Here is a 19,207-nt window from a genome sequence, read left to right on the forward strand (position 1 = left end):
GACGATAATGATTGAATTAAAAAATGTATCCAAAGTATTTACAACAAAAAAAGGGAATGTAGAAGCTCTTAAACCTACTTCCCTTCAAGTAAAAAAGGGCGAAGTATTTGGAATCATTGGATATAGTGGCGCTGGTAAAAGTACATTAATTCGATGTGTAAATTTATTAGAAAAACCAACGACAGGAAATATCATTGTAAACGGCCAAAACTTAACAACTTTATCAGCAAAAGAACTAGCAAAATCGAGACAAAAAATCGGAATGATTTTTCAAGGATTCAACTTACTTAAAACTGTGACAGTTTATGAAAATATCGCATTACCGTTACGTCTATCTGGTCTTCCCAAAAATGAAATTGAAAAAAGGGTAGAAAAGTATTTACGTATTGTCGATCTTTTTAACCGAAAAGATGCATATCCGAGCGAACTTTCTGGCGGCCAGAAGCAACGTGTTGCCATTGCACGTGCACTATCACATGAACCGGAAGTGTTATTAAGCGACGAAGCAACGAGTGCTTTGGATCCAGAAACAACTGAATCTATTCTCGACCTATTATTAAAGATTAATGAAGAAATCGGGATCACAATTTTATTAATTACACATGAAATGAATGTTATCCAGCGTATATGTGACCGAGTTGCTGTTATGGAACATGGAGCAGTAGTTGAAAGCGGGACTGTGAAGGATATATTCACAAACCCACAACATGCAACAACGAAAAAATTCGTAAATAGTGCATTTGCAGCGAAGATTCCTGAAGACGTACAGAAAGAGCTACAAAGAACCGGTGAAATCGTAACACTTTCATTTATAGGGAACTCTTCTGGCGAACCAGCGTTAGCTATCGCTACAAAGCGCTTTCAAGTGTATCCGAATATTTTATCCGGTAATATTACACAGCTAAAACATGAAGCATATGGGAAACTGATTATTCATATGCAAGGTGAAAAAACTGAAATAGACCGTGCTTTATCATTTTTACAAGAGCAAGGGATCATCGTAGAAGGAGGTAGAACAGACTATGGGAAACAAATCCTTTTTGGATGAATGGGGTAAAGTCATATGGGAAGCAACCATTCAAACATTTCAAATGACATCTATTTCACTATTCATCTCTATCCTTATTGCATTACCACTTGGCGTTACACTTGTTTTAACGAGACCTGGTGGACAGCACGAAAATAAAATCATTTATCCAATTCTTAATACAATTATTAACGTTATTCGCTCTCTTCCATTTATCATTCTACTATTCTTTATTTTACCTTTTACAAAGTTTCTAATGGGAACATCCATTGGTGTGCAAGGTGTCATCGTACCACTTGTCGTATTCACGGCCCCTTATATTGCACGATTAATGGAGACAGCTTTATTAGAAGTGGATCGTGGTGTTATTGAAGCTTATCAAGCGATGGGCGTTTCTACTATAAAAATCATTTGGCACGTTATGGTGAAAGAAGCTCGTCCCTCCCTTGTACTTGGGTTAACAATCGCAACAATCGGCTTAATTGGCGCAACAGCAATGGCTGGACTTGTAGGTGCTGGCGGTCTTGGTGATTTAGCATATCGATTCGGGCACTTACGCTACGAACCTGAAGTAATGTATGCAACAGTCTTTATTTTAATTATCCTCGTTCAAGGGTTGCAGTCTTTAGGAAATGGTGTTGCACGAAGATTGAAGAAAGATTAAAAAAGAAGGTATCTCACTAGGGTGAGATACCTTCTTTTTACCTTTTAAATCCACCTTCAGAATGAATAACTTGTCCAGTAATCCATTCTGCTTCTTCACTTACTAAAAACTTAATGAGTCTTGCTGCGTCCCTCGGCTCACCAATTCTACCAAAAGGAAACATCGGCTTTAATCCTTGCTTTATCTCTTCAGTCATCCAGCCTGTACTAGTTGGACCTGGATTAATTGCATTCACTGTTATACCTAGGTGGGCGACTTCAGCTGACAACGAACTCGTAAGGGCATCAATAGCTCCCTTCGTTGTTGCATACGCTAGCTCTCCAACCATAGGCCCTTGAAATTGTCCCGACGTCATATTCACAATTCTACCACCAGATTTCTTATCAAATCCTCGGGCAAATTGACTACTTAACAATGTAGTTGCACGAACATTTACCATGTAGTGCTTATCTAATTCTTCAGCAGTCAAATTAGAGAAGTCATTATTTGTAGAATACGCTGCATTATTAATTAATATATGAGGGTAGCCTAGTTGTTCAGTAACTTTATTTATAAGCTCTTTCGATGCATCATTCTGAGCTAAATCTAACTCCATACTCGATACTTTCACACCGTTTTTTAGTAACTCTTCTTTTAATTGTGTTTGTTCACTTTGATCAACGCCCCAAGGCATTTCTTTATCGTACGCTGTCCAATACGTAAAAAATATATCATATCCTGCTCCAGCTAATTCTTTACAAATCGCTGCGCCTATACCATCTAGACGACTTACACCTGTAACAACTGCTATTTTATTTTTTAATTGATTCATCATATACTCCTCCAATTTAAAGGACGCATACTTTATATAAGAGATATGAATTTCCCTACACATTATCCTTACAAAAGGGATGTACAAGCCAAATATGCAGTCCTTGAATGATTTACAGATAACTAAATAAACCCTCACTTATGAGAGAAAAATTTATCTATCTAGTTTCTAATCATTACAAGCTCATCCACATATTAAGTCCTTGTCCCCTTTCCATATATCTCTATTTCTATCATACCAATATGATGTAATATTTCAAATGATAAAAAAAATAAAAATCGATATTCCATGGCGATCTTCCACTAATTTTAATATATTACAATAACTAAATAATTAAAATAATTAGAAAAACACTGGTAAATACTGGCTACATTTTTTATAATAAAATGTGGGGCTAATGTGAGAGTTGTAAACGGTCTGATTATACAGACTCAACTAGTTTTAAACAAATAGGGGGAAGAAACATGTCAAAAAAATTACTTTCTTTATTTTCTACAGTAATCGTAGCAGCGTTTGTAATAACTGGCTGTGGTCAAAGCGATACGACAAATAAAGAACAAAAAGAAAATACAACAAAAGAAAGCAAAACAGAAAAAACGGATACAACGAAAGAAAATAAACCTGAAGAAAAAAAATCCGAAGATAAAAAAACTGAAGATAAAAAGCCTGAAAATACAGCTACTAGCTCAAGCGATTACTCTAAGCTGATTTCCTATATGGAAAAAGAAACAGGTGGTAAAACAAAAGTTCTTTTTGAAAATAAGGAACCACAAGTGTATAAAGCTGAAGATGTTTCAGTATCAATGAACGGTTACACATTAGTTGAATTAAATGGATTCCATACAAACTTCGACATTCCGTTTAATCGTCAAACAGAGGGCGGAGTTATTCTTGTGAACTACAGCGTAAAAAATAGTTCAGCTAAAGATATTTATTATATGCCAGCATTGGACATGTCATTTACTGGTGCGCAGAAAGCGTATAGTAACTATAAAGATTTAATTCCAAAAGAAGATCAGCTACCAACTAAGCTTGCTCCAACGAATGATTACTTAGTAAAAGCAGGGGAAACTATTTCTGGTTATATAGCGTATCCATTCGGAAAAGATGATCTAGCGAAAATCTCAAGTCTCTCAACAGTCTCAGTCACAGTCCCAACTGCACAAGCTAATAAAGGAAAATTTAATGCTCCAATCGGAAGTCCTGGAAGCTTTTCATTAAGTTTAAACAAACAAGGTGCTGAAAAGGTTGCAACAGATAACACTTTCTACCAAGATAAAGCTACAGCTAATAACATGGGCGATAAAAAAATGTTAAAAGAGAAATCAAGTATTAATAACAGCCAAGAATTAGGCGCTGTTAATGTTACATTAGATGGATACCAATTCACTCAATTCACACCAAATTCCGTCGAAGCTCCACGCTTTGCAAATTTTAAAAACGGTCTTGTTCTGTTAACAGTAAAATTCAAGCTTGATAACAAAGATGCTCAAGACGTTTCACTATCTCCTATAAGCTCTACATTAAGAGTGAATGATGGTACACAATATACGATTAATGAAGGTATGCTATTAAATTACGACTATAATGCTTCAGTCAAAACAGGAACATCTGGAGAGTTACTACAAGTATATATTTTAGATCAAGAGCAGTATGAAAAGATTTGGAAAGACAAAAGCTTTGAGATTGAGTTAGGACCTATGAGAAATAAAGAAGCTAAAGATATTTCACAAGGTAAAAAAGTTAAATTTACATTACCTAAATAAATTACTAAGTATATATTAGAAAAGGCATATAACATATGATTGTTATATGCCTTTTTTATTTGTATAAAGAACAAAATTTTAATTTAAGTGTATACATTTATCATTACCTATCCGTTGTATAAGTGTAGGGAGGAAAAGTGATGGGAAAAGAAAATATATTGACCTCCTATCTTATCAATTTAGGGGAGGAAGTGTTCAAACTACTATTAGCGAAAGGGGCTATAAAAGAAGATGCAGAAGACATCATCCAAAATACCTTCTATAAAGTATACACATTGCTAGATAATCTAACCGAGAGTAACATACGTCCATGGTTTTTCAGAGTCGCATTAAACGAATACATTGACTTGAAAAGGAAAAAAGAGCAACAAAACATTTATTTAACTGAAGAGATTTATTCAAAATTACAATATACAGACCGAGAATTAGACGCTGTTTTAAATAAAGATGAGATTTTCTATCTATTAAAAGATATAAAACTAGAATATAAAGAAGCTTTCTTTTTAAAGTACTACTACAACTTTTCATATGAGGAAATCGCCCTAATACTAGATATTCAAGTAAACAGCGTCAAACAAAAGTTACATCGTGCACGTAAAGCAGTTCACTCAAAAATAGGAGGAAAATCTTAATGGATACTTCTTTAAAAGATGCATTAAAAAAAGCTAAAAGGAAACATTTATTTAAAAGTATCATTACCTCTATGATCGTTGTAATCATACTTATCCCTATACTTTATAAAGTTGGCAATTACTTCGCAGCAAAAAGCTCTACGAAGCTTCACGAACGACTCTTTTTACATAACGCAATTGCAGAACCGAATGTACAAATTAACTCTCAAGTAACGAGTAATTCATCCATGTTTGGCGGCAATATTATATCAAATCGTTCTAAAAATATTAATGGTTACGTAGTCCCATGGAATACATTAACAAGCTCCTATGGTTGGATCCGCATCAATATCGATTCCAATGAATTAACGCCTGGTTTTTATTGGTCTAATAAAGAGTTCTATGAGTACGATAAACAAACAAAGAAAAAATTTGCAACATTTTATAATCCCGCTATTACGGAATATTTTGATGGTGTCCAAAATGAATTAGGGGAAGTTTCACAAATGAACAACTATGTTGCTGAAGTTGCTATCTCTTTCAACCAGCCCTACACACTACAAGAAATTAAAGAGAAGATTCCAGACAACTTAAACATTGTATGGTTATACATGACCTCACCAATTGGAGATGAAAGTAAAGGACCCGCTGGTATGCCAATTTACGGATTTAATCCAAACAAGTCCCCTGAAGAAGCGTACAAAGAGTTCGTTGATTCACTTAACCAATACGATGACGATGGACATGACGAAGATATCCAGAAGTTTTTAAAATCAAACAAGGACAAACCATTCGATCAAGTGAAAATCTTAGGGGTTATGCTAACAGGAAAAACAGAAAACTTTAAGGCATTAGAAAACCAAGACTTTATTCGCGGTGCTTCTGTAGGGGTTACTGCACAAGTTGTTCCTTATATAAAACCGGAGAAATAATAAGGAAAAGACAAGATAAACTAATAATAGCCAGTTAAAAGAACATACATGAATCTGTTTACTATGGGAGCTACATATTTTAGTGAAGAGCTCCCTTCATGAATTGTTCACCCTCCAAACAATTCATTTACAAATACTTTATGTACAAATGAAAAATCATAATTTTTGTTCACACTTTATCCATTGTGAATATTTTCACAATGGATATATAATAAACATGTAAATAAAATATTGGAGGGATTTCAATGGTTATCAATTTTTTAAGAACTGATAAACGTGCTGCTTTCATATTATTATTTTTAAGATTTTACATAGGATATGCATGGCTCACTGCTGGGATAGGTAAAGTTTTCGGACAATCTTTTGATGCAAGTGGTTTTCTAAAGGGCGCTATTGCTCAGGCATCAGGTGATCACCCTGCCGTACAAAGTTGGTGGGCAGATTTCCTTCAACACTTTGTTCTTCCAAACGCAGACCTATTTAGCTTTTTAGTTCAATGGGGAGAAATTTTAGTAGGTCTAGGTTTAATTTTAGGCGGATTAACAAAAACTGCTGCATTCTTTGGAATTATAATGAATCTTTCATTTTTACTAAGTGGAACTGTTAGTGTAAACCCAAATCTGCTTATTTTAACTATGTTCATTTTAGTTGCAGGTCATAACGCTGGACGTATTGGATTAGATGGCTATGTTTTTCCTAAACTTTTTCGTAAAAACAACCATGAAACATATAAATTAAGTAAAACTGCGTAGTAACCGTTTACTTTTAAAATATAAATAAAAAAAAGAGCCTAAGTATAGGCTCTTTTCTACTTACTCCAAATTTAAACTCTTAACGAACCACGAAATCCTCTAGCAGCATAGTAGGAATCTGCTCCATTGTGGTACACAAAAACGTGTCCGAAGCGATAATCGCAAAATAGAGCACCACCGAGTTCTCGAATATCTGAAGGCGTTTGTACCCAGCTTGATGATTTCATATCGAAATCGCCAAGTTGTTGCAAATCTCGATATTGTTCTTCCGTTAATAATTCAATGCCCATAGCAGTTGCTACATCAATAACGTTATTTTCTGGTTTATGCTTTTTTCTTGCCTCTAACGCTTCAAGATCATAACAAAGACTTCTGCGACCTTTAGGACTCTCCTTTGAACAATCATAGAAAGTATACTCGTCCTTCTCTTCATTATAACCAACAACATCCGGCTCACCGCCAGTTACTTCCATTTCATAAATTGACCATAATTTTTCATTATTAGTAGCTAGCTTCTCTTCAACTTTAGCCCATTCAAGACCTTCATGGCGGTTCATGTTTTTCTCAAAACGAGCTTGTAATACTTTTAATAGTTCTTCACGTTGTTCTACAGATAACTCATTTTTATTCTCTGTCATATTAGTCCTCCGAATTCCGTTCCCTATAATCATTTAAATCTTCTCAATAATGGTTTGCATACAGTTTACAACAATCTGATACAATTGCACAACGAAAAATCCCTGTGCGGATATCCATTATATAGTACGAAAATCTTTCATGCTTTCTCCAAGAATATAGTGTGAAAACCACATCAAGTTCTGCTTCATAATAGCCACATTCATTCCTGGCTGATTCGAACTATATGCCATTCCTTTAAATATAATTAACTCCGTATCAACTTCCATATCTCTTAACCCTTCATATAGCTCATATGCATTTGTAATTGGAATTCTTACATCCTTTTCCCCATGTTGAATTAAGGTAGGCGTACAGGCTGATTTAATATATGTCATTGGTGATGTTTTCTTATATACCTCTGGATCATTCCATGGAGTATTTCCTAAATACATGCTAATAAAGTAAGGGATATCTGTATTTACATAATGGGTACTCCAGTTCGTAATGCCGCCCCCAACTGAAATAGCTTTAAATCTACTGCTACATGTAGAACAGAAAGCTGATATATATCCTCCGTTACTCCATCCCATAACCCCTACTCTCTCTTTATCTACAATCCCTTTTTCAACTAGTGCATCCACTCCAGATATAACATCATCATAACCAGCAAGTCCTTGTTTTCTATAGTTTGCTTTTAAAAATTCATTACCATAACCAGAACTTCCTCTATAGTTTGGCTCTAAAACGATAAAGCCTTTTTCGATAAACTGTTCAATCGGATATTTCTCATTAAAACAGTCTGAAAATATCGGAAAGGACGCCCAATTCGGACCACCATGGATTACTACTAATAAGGGATATTTTTTATTTGCGTCAAACTCTACTGGGGTTGATAAAACTCCTTCTATTTCCAGTCCATCACTACTTTTCCATGAGATGATTTCTCTGTTACTTTTAAGCCTTCCTTCGAAAAAGCTATTTTCATTTGTTACTTTCTTATCATCCAAATAGATTTCAAAGGTTTCATTTGTTATAGCCTTATTATAGGTTATATGATTGCCATCCCTTGTTATAGAGGCATCCATTATAAAGCCATCTACTTTTTCGCTTAACATTTCCACAGTGCCATCCTCACATAGCAATCCAATACGATAATTCGTTTTATCCTGCCATCTAATTAAAATCCCTTTAGCTGTCCACTGTAATGGCATAACCGTACTATCAAAATTTGTTAAAGGTTGAATTACCTCTCCAGTATTCATATCATATATCTCTAATGTATTATCTTGTATATGATTTCTATAGTAATCCTTCTCTCTTATGCTTGCTGCGTAACATATTTTATCTTCCTCAGGAGAAAAGCAGACGCTCGCTCCTAACAACTTATCTATATTCATCTTTTGTAGTTCCCCAGCTCTAACATCTAATATATATATATCACCATTCATATAATCGTTTAAGCTTGGTGTAGCCATACATACAACCTTTTTCCCATCATTTGAAATATCAAAGTTATGTATATAAAAATCCTTACCATTCGTTAGTTGATAAATACCGCTAACTTTCCGTTCCTGTTTATCATTTTGTATCACTTTTTCTATTTCAACGTAGTATAAACAATTATTCCGATGTTCCTTACCTACATGGTGAAAATCTCCATATAGTCCCTTACGTTTCTTTATTTCCTCACATTCTTTTGACTGTGCAATATAATAAAAACCTTTACCAGTAGGCTCCCATTTGAATGTATTAACTCCTTCCTTCTCATCCGTAATTTGAATCTCACTACCACCTTCTATTGATTTAACAAAGATCTGATTTGTATTAGCCCCCTCACCGCTTGGGCTAAGGTATGCAATGCTCTTGGAATCTGGAGACCATAATGGATGTATACTATCTATATCCCCATTTGTTAGTGGGTAACTCTGCCCTTTATCCGCTTCATATATCCATACATGATTTCTATACGTATTGTCTTCCCAGTTAGCGCTCTTCTTAACAAATGCTACGTTTTCGCCATCATCACTTATGTTTGCACTTGATAAGACCGGTAATGAAATAATCTCTTCTATACTTAAATATGTTTTTTCATTCACTTTCATATAATAAGTCCCCCTTATAATGTCCATGAATCTATCGTCGCATCTCGTCATAATAAAGAAAATTGTTCACGAATACTTAAAATAATAACGGAAAATTCAGATAAACAAAAGTAGTTTTATTCCAAATCCGATAAAGTAAAACTTTCATTAGTAGGGTGCTATCCACTTAGCAATTTTAGATGTTCTTTTTCGGCACAAAAATACCCCTTTAGATAAACTATCTAAAGGGGTACAAATTCGTAAATTTATTTCAAATCCACAACTATATTTATTAACCTACCAATCTCCTACTCAACAGTAACAGACTTAGCTAAGTTACGTGGCTTATCAACGTCACACTCGCGGTGAAGTGCTGCATAGTATGAAATAAGTTGGAATGGAATAACTGCTACTAGCGGTGCTAATGCTTCGTGTACAGCTGGTAATACGAAGCTGTCACCTTCCATTTCTAAGCCTTTCATTGAGATGATACATGGGTTTGCTCCGCGTGCTACTACTTCTTTCACGTTACCACGAATTCCAAGGTTTACGTGCTCTTGTGTAGCAAGTGCGATAACTGGTGTACCATTTTCAATTAAGGCGATTGTACCGTGTTTTAATTCTCCTCCAGCAAATCCTTCTGCTTGGATGTAAGAGATTTCTTTTAGCTTTAACGCACCTTCTAATCCTACGTAGAAATCTACGCTACGTCCGATGAAGAAACAGTTACGAGTTGTTGCTAAAAATTGTTTTGCTAATGCGTCCATTTCTTCTTTTTGATCACAAAGTTCTATCATCGCATTTGCTACAAGTCCTAATTCGTGTGTTAAATCAAAATCAAGAACTTCGCCTTTCGCTTTAGCAATGTCCGCAGCTAAAATTGAAAGTACCGCAAGCTGTGCTGTGTAAGCTTTCGTTGATGCAACTGCGATTTCTGGTCCCGCGTATAACGGAAGTGTATAATCAGCTTCACGAGAAAGTGTAGAACCAGGTACGTTTGTAATCGTTAATGCTTTATGACCCATTTCATTCGTTTGTACAAGTACTGCACGGCTATCAGCTGTTTCACCACTTTGTGAAATGTAAATGAAGAATGGTCTTTCTGTTAATAATGGCATGTTATAAGAGAATTCACTTGCTACGTGCACTTCAACTGGCATTTTTGCAAACTTCTCAATAAATTGTTTTCCAACAAGACCTGCATGATAACTTGTTCCACATGCAATAATGTAAATACGATCGCTATCTAAAATCGCATTGCGAATGTCTTGATCTAATTCAATCTCGCCTTTTTCATCTTGATACTTTTGAATTATATTACGGATTACAAGTGGTTGCTCATCGATTTCTTTAAGCATGAAATGAGGGTATGTTCCTTTTTCAATATCACTTGCGTCTAATTCCGCTGTAAACGGTGCACGTTCAATCGTTTCACCTTGTAAGTTTTTAATTGTAATGCTTTCTTTCGTTACAATTACGATTTCTTTATCCATCAATTCAATAAATTGATCTGTAACTTGTAACATCGCCATAGCGTCGCTCGCCACAACATTAAAGTTGTCACCAACACCTACTAATAGCGGGCTTTTGTTTTTAGCAACATAAATCATGTTTGGATTTTCAGCATCAAGTAATCCGATTGCATAAGAGCCATGTAAAAGAGATAGCGTATTACGGAACGCTTCTTCTACACTTAGTCCTGTGCCCACTTGTTGTTCCATAAGCTGTACGATAATCTCTGTATCAGTTTCACTTACGAACGTTACATCTTGTAAATATTCTTTTTTCACTAATTCATAGTTTTCAATTACACCGTTATGAACTAGTGTAAAGCGTTTTGATGTACTTTGATGCGGATGCGCGTTTACTTTGCTTGGAACACCATGTGTAGCCCAGCGTGTGTGACCGATCCCCACGCTTGCTGCTACGTTCTCATCTACGATTTCGCGAAGTTTTGCAATACGACCTTTTTCTTTGTATACAACAACACCGTTACCTGTTTGTACTGCAATACCTGCTGAATCATATCCACGATATTCTAGCTTTTCTAAACCTTTTAATAAAATTTCCTTTGCATCTTGCTCTCCAATAAATCCTACGATTCCACACATGTTTAGTCGCCGTTACAAATGCTTACATTGCTCTGCGAACATGTAACGACATAGTCCGATACCATTTTTATTTATACTAAAAAACGGATTACATATTGCTAGCCCTGTAAGCTTGTAACGGCTTTCACCTTCCTCTCGATTGGGTTTAAGTCCGTATATACTTATACAGCTAGTTTTCATCCGTTCCTTTTCTCTCATCACACTTTCACCTTTGTCCACTAAGTCACCTTAATGATTTAAGTAAAAGCTTGCGGTTGTGATGAACAACCGGGAGTCATCCGCCGAAATCTCGATAAACTCCACCTCGTCAACTACACTACTTGTAGTTCTGGCGCTTCTATAATTTACAATATTTCCTTTGAGAAAAAGAACAAGACCATCTTATAACAAACATGGATAAACCGTCAATGAAATTTTTTTCATCGTCTATAAAACATATGAAAAAGGAGCACTTTTTGTGCTCCTTTTCAATAAATTTATCGAATTATTCAGCGCCAACTTCCGCTTTCACAACTTCTACAATGCGATGTACATATGCGTCACACACTTCTTGTGTTGGTGCTTCTGCCATTACACGAATAAGTGGCTCTGTTCCAGATGGACGAACAAGAATGCGGCCATCACCGTTCATTTCTTCCTCTACAACACGAATAATTTCTTTAATTTTTTCATTTTCTAATGCTAGTTTTTTATCTGTTACACGAACGTTTACTAGTAATTGTGGGAATTTTGTCATCTCACCTGCAAGCTCAGATAATGGTTTTTTCGTCATTTTCATGATGTTTACCAGTTGAAGTGCACTTAACATTCCATCACCAGTTGTAATGTAATCAAGTAAGATAATATGACCCGATTGTTCTCCACCTAAGTTGTAACCACCACGCTTCATCTCTTCCATTACGTAACGGTCACCAACTGCTGTTTTATCACTTGTGATATTGTTAGCTTCAAGTGCTTTGTAGAAACCTAAGTTACTCATAACAGTTGAAACGACTGTATTATGCTTTAGTTGACCAGTTTCTTTCATGTACTTCGCACAAATAAACATAATTTGATCGCCATCAACGATGTTTCCTTTTTCATCTACAGCGATTAAACGGTCACCATCACCATCAAAGGCAAGACCAATATCAGCGCCTTTATCTTTTACTAATTTAGCTAATACTTCTGGATGCGTAGAACCTACTCCATCGTTAATGTTCATGCCGTTTGGTGAAGTTCCCATTGTTGAAATATCAGCCTCTAAATCCGCGAATAAGTATGGAGCTAAAGAAGACGTAGCACCATGCGCACAATCTAAAGCGATATGTAAACCAGAGAAATCTTCCTCTACAGTTTGTTTAATATATTGTAAATATTTTTGTCCGCCTTCAAAATAATCACTCACTTGTCCAAGGTTCGTACCTGTTGGACGTGGTAGTTCATCAACTTCTTTGTCTAATAAAGCTTCGATTTCTGCTTCTTGCTCATCTGTTAATTTAAAACCGTCTGAACCGAAGAATTTGATTCCGTTATCCTGTACTGGATTATGAGATGCAGAAATCATAACACCTGCTTGTGCATCTAACGCTTTTGTTAAATAAGCAACACCTGGTGTAGAAATAACGCCAAGGCGCATTACTTCTGCTCCAGTTGATAATAGACCTGCTACTAAAGCTCCTTCTAACATATGTCCTGATATACGTGTATCACGGCCGATAATTACTTTTGGACGATCTGTATCTTTTGTTAATACATAACCACCAAAACGTCCAATTTTGAACGCTAATTCAGGTGTTAACTCCTGGTTCGCAACCCCGCGTACTCCATCTGTACCAAAATATTTACCCATTATGATTCGCTCCTTTTTCTGGCTCTTTTTGATTATCTACTGTTGGCTCTTGACTAGTTTCTTTTGTTGGCTCTTGACTAGTTTCTTTTTCTTTTTCTTTTTCTTTATTTTGTTCCTGTTCCGTGTCAGGCTTAGGTTCAGGTTCAGGATTTTTTGGTTTTTCAGTTTGATTATCTTGGTTATTATTTGAATCTGGTTTTTCACCGTTACCCTGTACTTCTTTGTCTGGATTTTCTTTCTTCACAATTGTGACTTTAGCACTTTTTTGCTTTGGCTCTATGGAAATATTACCAGGACCGCTCACTTGAATAGAAACATCCTTCGTCCCCGGAGATACATTTTGCAGATTAATGGCTGCTGTTATTTGAGCAGCTGTTATTTTATCTACTATACTTGTTTCTCCTGAAATATCAACGCTTATCTTCCCATCTTGCGGCGAAAGTAGCTGGGCCGTAACATCTTTAGAAAGTCCATTTTTTTGAATTGATATACCATCAATCGTTCTTGTTTTCGTTTGTTTTGTTTTTTGCACTCCTACCGAAACCTTCACTTGATTCGGTTTTGCACTTGTTACACCCTTTGGCAATAAAACAGAGGTATCGAATGTTGTAGACTCTGTCAATTGACTAAGATCTACTTCGACCCCCTCTATCGATTGTATATTATCCAAGATATCTTTTGGACCTGCTATCGTTACTTCTCTCGGCTCAATGCTAATATTTGTAACGGCCAACCCTTCTGGTAAACTCCCCTTTTTCGTATACGTTACAGGAACAGTTTTTTCAGTATTATTGGCCGTAGCTTGCGTCGCCACATTCAATGTTACACTAATTTTAGATGGACTCGTTCTTACATTTAAACGTTTTCCTTCTCTATTGTATAATGTAACTTCGGCTGTTTTTGTAACAGTTTTATTAACACCTTTTAAATCAATATACGCCTTAGCAGATGAAATACTTTCAATTTCTTCTTTCGTCCCAACTACCTCAACAGTATCAGGTTTAATGTTTGATTTTTCGAGAGTAGAACCCGCTGGCATTTGATCCTCATTTGATAATTTTAAGTCTACATGGACGTATTTTCTCGCTTTTTCATGTAGAGTAATTTTAATTGTTGATGGCTGAACTGTTCCTTTCACATCATCTGGAAGCCCGTTCGTTTTCAAAGAAACTTCATAAGTTCCTTTTTCGCTATCTCTCAAATCAACTGGTATATCAAATTGTTTTTTCGCTTTTGCTGTAGCAACTGCTGCTTTTGGGCCCTCTAACTTCACCTTAACGCCCTCTGACGGAATACCACTTACAATATATTTCTCTTCATCATACTTAAGGTTAATGGCATAATTAGTTAAGGTTTCTTTCGCATCATTTCCGAAAGGTATTATCCCCGATGTCGTATTTTTTTCAGTTAAAGTCGCTGACATAAAAAGCATACACGCCAATAGTAATGAGATCCCTTTTAGAAACCAATGATTCTCCATTAACTTATCCATGACGCTTTCTCCTCCAATTCCATAAAGACGAAGAAGTCGTTTTTTCGTTCGCACTAAATTCAGCTAACAACATATCTTTCAGTTGTTCTGTCTTCAAATCACGATGCAACTTACCATTTTTCGTTAAAGAAATTTGGCCAGTTTCTTCCGACACAACTACTGTAATACTATCAGTAACTTCACTAACTCCCATTGCAGCGCGATGCCTAGTTCCTAGTTCCTTAGAGATAAAAGGACTTTCCGATAACGGAAGATAACATGCTGCTGCTTTAATGGTACTTCCTTGCATAATGACCGCTCCATCGTGAAGAGGTGTATTAGGAATGAAAATATTAATAAGTAATTCCGATGATACGTATGCATTTAGCGGAATACCCGTTTCCACATAATCACCCATACCGGTCTCTTTTGACAAAGTAATTAATGCACCAATTCTACGTTTCCCCATATATTCCGTTGCTTTCGCTATCGCTGTTGCAACGATTTCAGGTTCATCATCCTCATGAGTTCCAACACGCGAAAATAAACTCCCGCGTCCTAGCTGCTCAAGTGCTCTTCGCAATTCTGGCTGGAAAATAATAATAACGGCTAAAAATCCCCACGTTAATACCTGCTCAGTTAGCCAATAAAGCGTATGCAATTCAAGGAAAATACTGATCATCCGAACGACAATAATAACTGTAATCCCTTTTAAAAGTTGAACAGCTTTCGTCCCTCGGATTATGAGAATTAGCTTATATATAATAAACCATACAACGGCAATATCTAATACCGTACTAAGATATTTCAAAATGGTCGTATCTTCAAAAGGCATGCTAACCCTTCCTCCTACTTACGAGCAATTCTATCCATATATTGAAATATTGTTTTATGCTCTATCTGTATGTATTTCCAACAACTAGTTAATTATACCATACATGAAACAAACGACAATTACAAACAACCCCCCTTTAGTCTAAATTGGCAAGATGTCAAACATTATTATCGTACAGTATAATATAAATCATTATTATACGCTTATTTTCAAATAAAAAAAGCAACTTCTCAGTTGCTTTTCTTACATTTATTTTAGTTTTTCACCGAATAAAGAACCCATTAAAGCAACTGCCGTTGTTGCCGTTCTGTTTCGCTCATCTAAAATGGTATTTACTTCAACAAACTCAGCAGATGTGACAATATCAGCTTCCGCTAACATTTCCATTGCTAAATGGCTTTCACGATAAGATAGGCCACCAATTACAGGCGTTCCAACTCCTGGTGCATCATGAGGATCAAGACCATCTAAATCTAATGATAAATGTACACCATCAGTATGAGATAAATAAGCGATTGTTTCTTCCATAACAGCCGTCATACCCATACGATCAATCTCGTGCATCGAGAATACTTTAATACCTTCCTCGCGAATAAAGTCTTTTTCTCCTTCATCTAATGCACGTGCACCGATAATTACAACATTCTCTTTTTTCACCTTTGGATATGCCCCGTATAAATCTACAAGCGTTTGATGTCCATACCCTAAACTTGCTGCAAGTGACATGCCATGAATATTTCCAGATGGTGAAGTTTCTTCTGTATTTAAGTCACCATGTGCATCGTACCAAATAACACCTAAATTTTTATAATGTTTCGCAACACCAGCTAATGTACCAATTGCGATACTATGGTCACCACCTAATACAAGTGGAAAACGTCCCTCTTCTATAATATGATCCACCTTACTTGCTAATTCGTTACATACAGTTGCAACTTGTGTAAGGTTTCTTAAGTTTGTATTTACATCTACTTCTTTTTCTCTCTCTATACATATATCTCCTATATCTTTAACGTCATATCCAATTTCTTCAATTCTTTCAATTACGCCTGCATAACGGATTGCACTCGGCCCCATATCTACCCCGCGACGCATCTGTCCTAAATCCATTGGAACTCCAATAACTGAGATTTCTTTTTTCATAGATAGTATCCCCCTTTTATGCCTTCACTAAATATTTTAAATCTTTTATATAGTCTGACTCAACTCGACATTTTTCTGTATGGATATACAAATTATTCACTTATATTCGCTTTAAAAACCTAATTTCAAGACTATTCTATGTATAAAGTTAACTTAATGAAACAACTACCATCATTATTATTAAATAATAATAAAAAACACTCCTACATTTAGAAGTGTTTTTCTGATGCTATTTTCCATACTGCGGCAATATTCTTTGCTGTCATTTCGATATTCTCTTCCGCTACTTTATATGCCTCTTCTAATGTCATAGGACTCGCTGTAATACTAAATACTGCATCGATTCCTTTTTCATGAACAGCTGAATAATTCGAAGATACAGATCCTCCAATAGCAATGACAGGAATACGAAAATGCTTTGCACGCTCCGCAACACCTACAGGGGCCTTTCCATATGCTGTTTGTTCATCTATTCTCCCTTCGCCAGTTATAATTAAATCTGCACCTTCTATATGCTTATTAAAATTTGTATAGTCTAATACAATTTCAATTCCTCTCCGCAAGCTTCCCTTTAACACTGCAATAACAGCTGCTCCCATTCCTCCTGCGGCTCCTGCGCCAGGTATTTCAGATACGTCGCAAGATAAGTATTGTTTAAGGATATTGGCATAATGCTTTAAATTCTCATCCAGCTCTTTCATCATCTCTGCATTCGCACCCTTTTGCCTCCCAAATACGAAAGATGCTCCCCTTATTCCAACTAACGGATTATCTACATCACATGCTGCTTCTATCTTTATATGCATTAAGCGTGAATCCATGCATGAAAAATCAATAGCGACAATCGAATGTAATGTTCCTCCAGATGGCTCTATTACTTCCCCTTTCCCATTTATAAACCTGACTCCTAAAGCTGACAACATACCTGCTCCGCCATCATTTGTAGCACTTCCGCCAAGTCCTAAAATAATGTGCTCAGCTCCTTCGTCTAGCGCATGTAGTATAAGTTCTCCTGTTCCTTTAGTCGTTGTAATAAGTGGGTTTCGCTTTTTAACCGGAACATGTTGTAATCCTGATGCTGCTGCCATTTCAATAAACGCTGTCTTTTTATCTTTAGACATACCGTAAAAGGCTTGTACACGTTCTCTAAGCGGTCCTGTCACATGAAGGGGTATCATTCTTCCATCTGTAGCATCCACAAGTGAATCAACCGTTCCTTCACCTCCATCTCCAATTGGTATTTTTACGTACTCTGCTTTAGGAAAAATTGCTCCAAATCCTCTTTCAATAGCTTCACATACTTTTATAGCTTTTAAGCTTTCTTTATATGAATCAGATGCAATAACAACTTTCACAATTATCCCCCATCCTTTATTTTTACATTTTCTTCATTTTAAACGACAAGTATGAAAGTTGTCTTTTTAAATACAAAAAAAGCTTACATCATATGATGTAAGCTTTTTTATTTAGATGGAGCCTAGCGGGATCGAACCGCTGACCTCCTGCGTGCAAGGCAGGCGCTCTCCCAGCTGAGCTAAGGCCCCTTAGTAATAAAGCGGAAGACGGGATTCGAACCCGCGACCCCAACCTTGGCAAGGTTGTATTCTACCACTGAACTACTTCCGCGAAAATGGTGAGCCATGAAGGATTCGAACCTTCGACCCTCTGATTAAAAGTCAGATGCTCTACCAACTGAGCTAATGGCTCGTAAATGGCTGGGCTAGCTGGATTCGAACCAGCGCATGACGGAGTCAAAGTCCGTTGCCTTACCGCTTGGCTATAGCCCATTAATATTTACTAGTATGGTTATCTTTTCAAAAAAATAAACCCTCTCAGGTTATTTTTAAAAAAATGGTGGAGGGGGGCAGATTCGAACTGCCGAACCCGAAGGAGCGGATTTACAGTCCGCCGCGTTTAGCCACTTCGCTACCCCTCCGACATTTAAAATATATATGGTGGAGGATGACGGGATCGAACCGCCGACCCCCTGCTTGTAAGGCAGGTGCTCTCCCAGCTGAGCTAATCCTCCAAAAGTGGTGACCCGTACGGGATTCGAACCCGTGTTACCGCCGTGAAAGGGCGGTGTCTTAACCACTTGACCAACGGGCCAAAAATTTTAAAACTCTTCCCAAGCTTCCAACCGGGCTTGAACCGGTGACCTCTTCCTTACCATGGAAGTGCTCTACCAGCTGAGCTATGGAAGCATAATGGCTCCGCAGGTAGGACTCGAACCTACGACCGATCGGTTAACAGCCGATAGCTCTACCACTGAGCTACTGCGGAATAATAATAGCCTGGCAACGTCCTACTCTCACAGGGACAAGGTCCCAACTACCATCGGCGCTAGAGAGCTTAACTTCCGTGTTCGGTATGGGAACGGGTGTGACCTCTCTGCCATCATTACCAGACTATTGAAGGTATATTCCTTCAAAACTAGATAACATTGCTACATATTATATGGTTAAGTCCTCGATCTATTAGTATTCGTCAGCTCCACATGTCACCATGCTTCCACCTCGAACCTATCAACCTGATCATCTTTCAGGGATCTTAC

Annotated in this window: 16 protein-coding genes, 9 tRNA genes and 2 rRNA genes; 6 read left to right on the top strand and 21 right to left on the bottom strand. The window is 36.7% G+C overall.

What is annotated here, in order from left to right:
• The first annotated feature begins 7 nt into the window (after window positions 1-7).
• Window positions 8-1,048: a methionine ABC transporter ATP-binding protein gene (locus tag ACSG5Z_RS27820; protein WP_137011023.1), complete on the top strand. Its 1,041-nt coding sequence runs from the start codon at window positions 8-10 to the stop codon at window positions 1,046-1,048.
• The gene (locus ACSG5Z_RS27825) at window positions 1,023-1,691 is read left to right on the top strand and encodes a methionine ABC transporter permease (protein ID WP_088061690.1); all 669 of its coding nucleotides are present in this window, start codon (window positions 1,023-1,025) and stop codon (window positions 1,689-1,691) included. Before ACSG5Z_RS27820 ends, ACSG5Z_RS27825 begins: the two co-directional genes overlap by 26 nt.
• Before the next feature lie 37 nt (window positions 1,692-1,728).
• Here the strand turns inward: ACSG5Z_RS27825 and ACSG5Z_RS27830 are convergent, their stop codons facing one another.
• Window positions 1,729-2,505 carry an SDR family oxidoreductase gene (locus tag ACSG5Z_RS27830; protein WP_435712643.1) on the bottom strand — a complete coding sequence of 259 codons (777 nt, stop codon included), beginning with the start codon at window positions 2,503-2,505 and terminating at the stop codon, window positions 1,729-1,731.
• A gap of 461 nt (window positions 2,506-2,966) precedes the next feature.
• On the opposite strand from ACSG5Z_RS27830, the gene ACSG5Z_RS27835 reads away from it, so the two are divergent.
• From ACSG5Z_RS27835 to ACSG5Z_RS27850, 4 genes are all read left to right on the top strand, one after another.
• Window positions 2,967-4,268, top strand: a complete 1,302-nt coding sequence (locus ACSG5Z_RS27835; protein ID WP_435712644.1) for a DUF5068 domain-containing protein — start codon at window positions 2,967-2,969, stop codon at window positions 4,266-4,268.
• 140 nt (window positions 4,269-4,408) lie between these two features.
• The gene (locus ACSG5Z_RS27840; protein ID WP_088061685.1) at window positions 4,409-4,900 is read left to right on the top strand and encodes an RNA polymerase sigma factor; all 492 of its coding nucleotides are present in this window, start codon (window positions 4,409-4,411) and stop codon (window positions 4,898-4,900) included.
• Window positions 4,900-5,811: a sigma factor regulator N-terminal domain-containing protein gene (locus ACSG5Z_RS27845; RefSeq protein ID WP_426708122.1), complete on the top strand. Its 912-nt coding sequence runs from the start codon at window positions 4,900-4,902 to the stop codon at window positions 5,809-5,811. Before ACSG5Z_RS27840 ends, ACSG5Z_RS27845 begins: the two co-directional genes overlap by 1 nt.
• 245 nt (window positions 5,812-6,056) lie before the next feature.
• Entirely contained in the window at window positions 6,057-6,563 is a 507-nt protein-coding gene (locus ACSG5Z_RS27850) for a DoxX family membrane protein (RefSeq protein WP_087984974.1), read from the top strand.
• A 71-nt stretch (window positions 6,564-6,634) separates the two neighbouring features.
• Here ACSG5Z_RS27850 and ACSG5Z_RS27855 read toward each other — a convergent pair whose 3' ends face one another.
• From ACSG5Z_RS27855 to ACSG5Z_RS27950, 20 genes are all read right to left on the bottom strand, one after another.
• Entirely contained in the window at window positions 6,635-7,201 is a 567-nt protein-coding gene (locus ACSG5Z_RS27855) for a DUF4256 domain-containing protein (protein WP_087984975.1), read from the bottom strand.
• Between the two features lie 117 nt (window positions 7,202-7,318).
• Window positions 7,319-9,283 carry a S9 family peptidase gene (locus ACSG5Z_RS27860; RefSeq protein WP_435712645.1) on the bottom strand — a complete coding sequence of 655 codons (1,965 nt, stop codon included), beginning with the start codon at window positions 9,281-9,283 and terminating at the stop codon, window positions 7,319-7,321.
• A gap of 287 nt (window positions 9,284-9,570) precedes the next feature.
• On the bottom strand, window positions 9,571-11,373 hold the full coding sequence (gene glmS / locus ACSG5Z_RS27865; protein WP_435712646.1) for a glutamine--fructose-6-phosphate transaminase (isomerizing): 1,803 nt from the start codon (window positions 11,371-11,373) through the stop codon (window positions 9,571-9,573).
• Between the two features lie 12 nt (window positions 11,374-11,385).
• On the bottom strand, window positions 11,386-11,571 hold the full coding sequence (locus ACSG5Z_RS27870; protein WP_033659100.1) for a hypothetical protein: 186 nt from the start codon (window positions 11,569-11,571) through the stop codon (window positions 11,386-11,388).
• 286 nt (window positions 11,572-11,857) lie between these two features.
• A complete protein-coding gene (gene glmM / locus ACSG5Z_RS27875) occupies window positions 11,858-13,204 on the bottom strand; it encodes a phosphoglucosamine mutase (RefSeq protein WP_000521485.1) in 1,347 nt (448 codons plus the stop codon).
• Complete coding sequence (locus ACSG5Z_RS27880) at window positions 13,197-14,696, bottom strand: CdaR family protein (RefSeq protein WP_435712647.1); 1,500 nt, start codon at window positions 14,694-14,696, stop codon at window positions 13,197-13,199. Before ACSG5Z_RS27880 ends, glmM begins: the two co-directional genes overlap by 8 nt.
• A complete protein-coding gene (gene cdaA / locus ACSG5Z_RS27885; RefSeq protein WP_088061673.1) occupies window positions 14,689-15,510 on the bottom strand; it encodes a diadenylate cyclase CdaA in 822 nt (273 codons plus the stop codon). The genes ACSG5Z_RS27880 and cdaA overlap by 8 nt, the downstream gene beginning before the upstream one ends.
• 249 nt (window positions 15,511-15,759) lie before the next feature.
• On the bottom strand, window positions 15,760-16,653 hold the full coding sequence (rocF, locus tag ACSG5Z_RS27890) for an arginase (RefSeq protein WP_087979131.1): 894 nt from the start codon (window positions 16,651-16,653) through the stop codon (window positions 15,760-15,762).
• Between the two features lie 209 nt (window positions 16,654-16,862).
• Entirely contained in the window at window positions 16,863-18,008 is a 1,146-nt protein-coding gene (locus tag ACSG5Z_RS27895; protein WP_137011027.1) for a glycerate kinase, read from the bottom strand.
• Window positions 18,009-18,124: 116 nt separating this feature from the next.
• Window positions 18,125-18,197, bottom strand: a tRNA-Ala gene (locus ACSG5Z_RS27900).
• 10 nt (window positions 18,198-18,207) lie between these two features.
• Window positions 18,208-18,279 (bottom strand) — tRNA-Gly (locus ACSG5Z_RS27905).
• A gap of 5 nt (window positions 18,280-18,284) precedes the next feature.
• Window positions 18,285-18,360, bottom strand: a tRNA-Lys gene (locus ACSG5Z_RS27910).
• A gap of 5 nt (window positions 18,361-18,365) precedes the next feature.
• A tRNA-Gln gene (locus tag ACSG5Z_RS27915) sits at window positions 18,366-18,440 on the bottom strand.
• Window positions 18,441-18,505: 65 nt separating this feature from the next.
• A tRNA-Tyr gene (locus ACSG5Z_RS27920) sits at window positions 18,506-18,589 on the bottom strand.
• A gap of 17 nt (window positions 18,590-18,606) precedes the next feature.
• A tRNA-Val gene (locus ACSG5Z_RS27925) sits at window positions 18,607-18,682 on the bottom strand.
• A 5-nt stretch (window positions 18,683-18,687) separates the two neighbouring features.
• Window positions 18,688-18,762, bottom strand: a tRNA-Glu gene (locus tag ACSG5Z_RS27930).
• 22 nt (window positions 18,763-18,784) lie between these two features.
• A tRNA-Thr gene (locus ACSG5Z_RS27935) sits at window positions 18,785-18,857 on the bottom strand.
• Between the two features lie 4 nt (window positions 18,858-18,861).
• Window positions 18,862-18,936, bottom strand: a tRNA-Asn gene (locus ACSG5Z_RS27940).
• Between the two features lie 9 nt (window positions 18,937-18,945).
• Window positions 18,946-19,061, bottom strand: a 5S ribosomal RNA gene (rrf, locus tag ACSG5Z_RS27945).
• Window positions 19,062-19,110: 49 nt separating this feature from the next.
• A 23S ribosomal RNA gene (locus ACSG5Z_RS27950) occupies window positions 19,111-19,207 on the bottom strand; the annotation flags it as partial.

The sequence above is a fragment of the Bacillus pretiosus genome (assembly GCF_051294775.1).
Lineage (GTDB): Bacteria > Bacillota > Bacilli > Bacillales > Bacillaceae_G > Bacillus_A > Bacillus_A wiedmannii.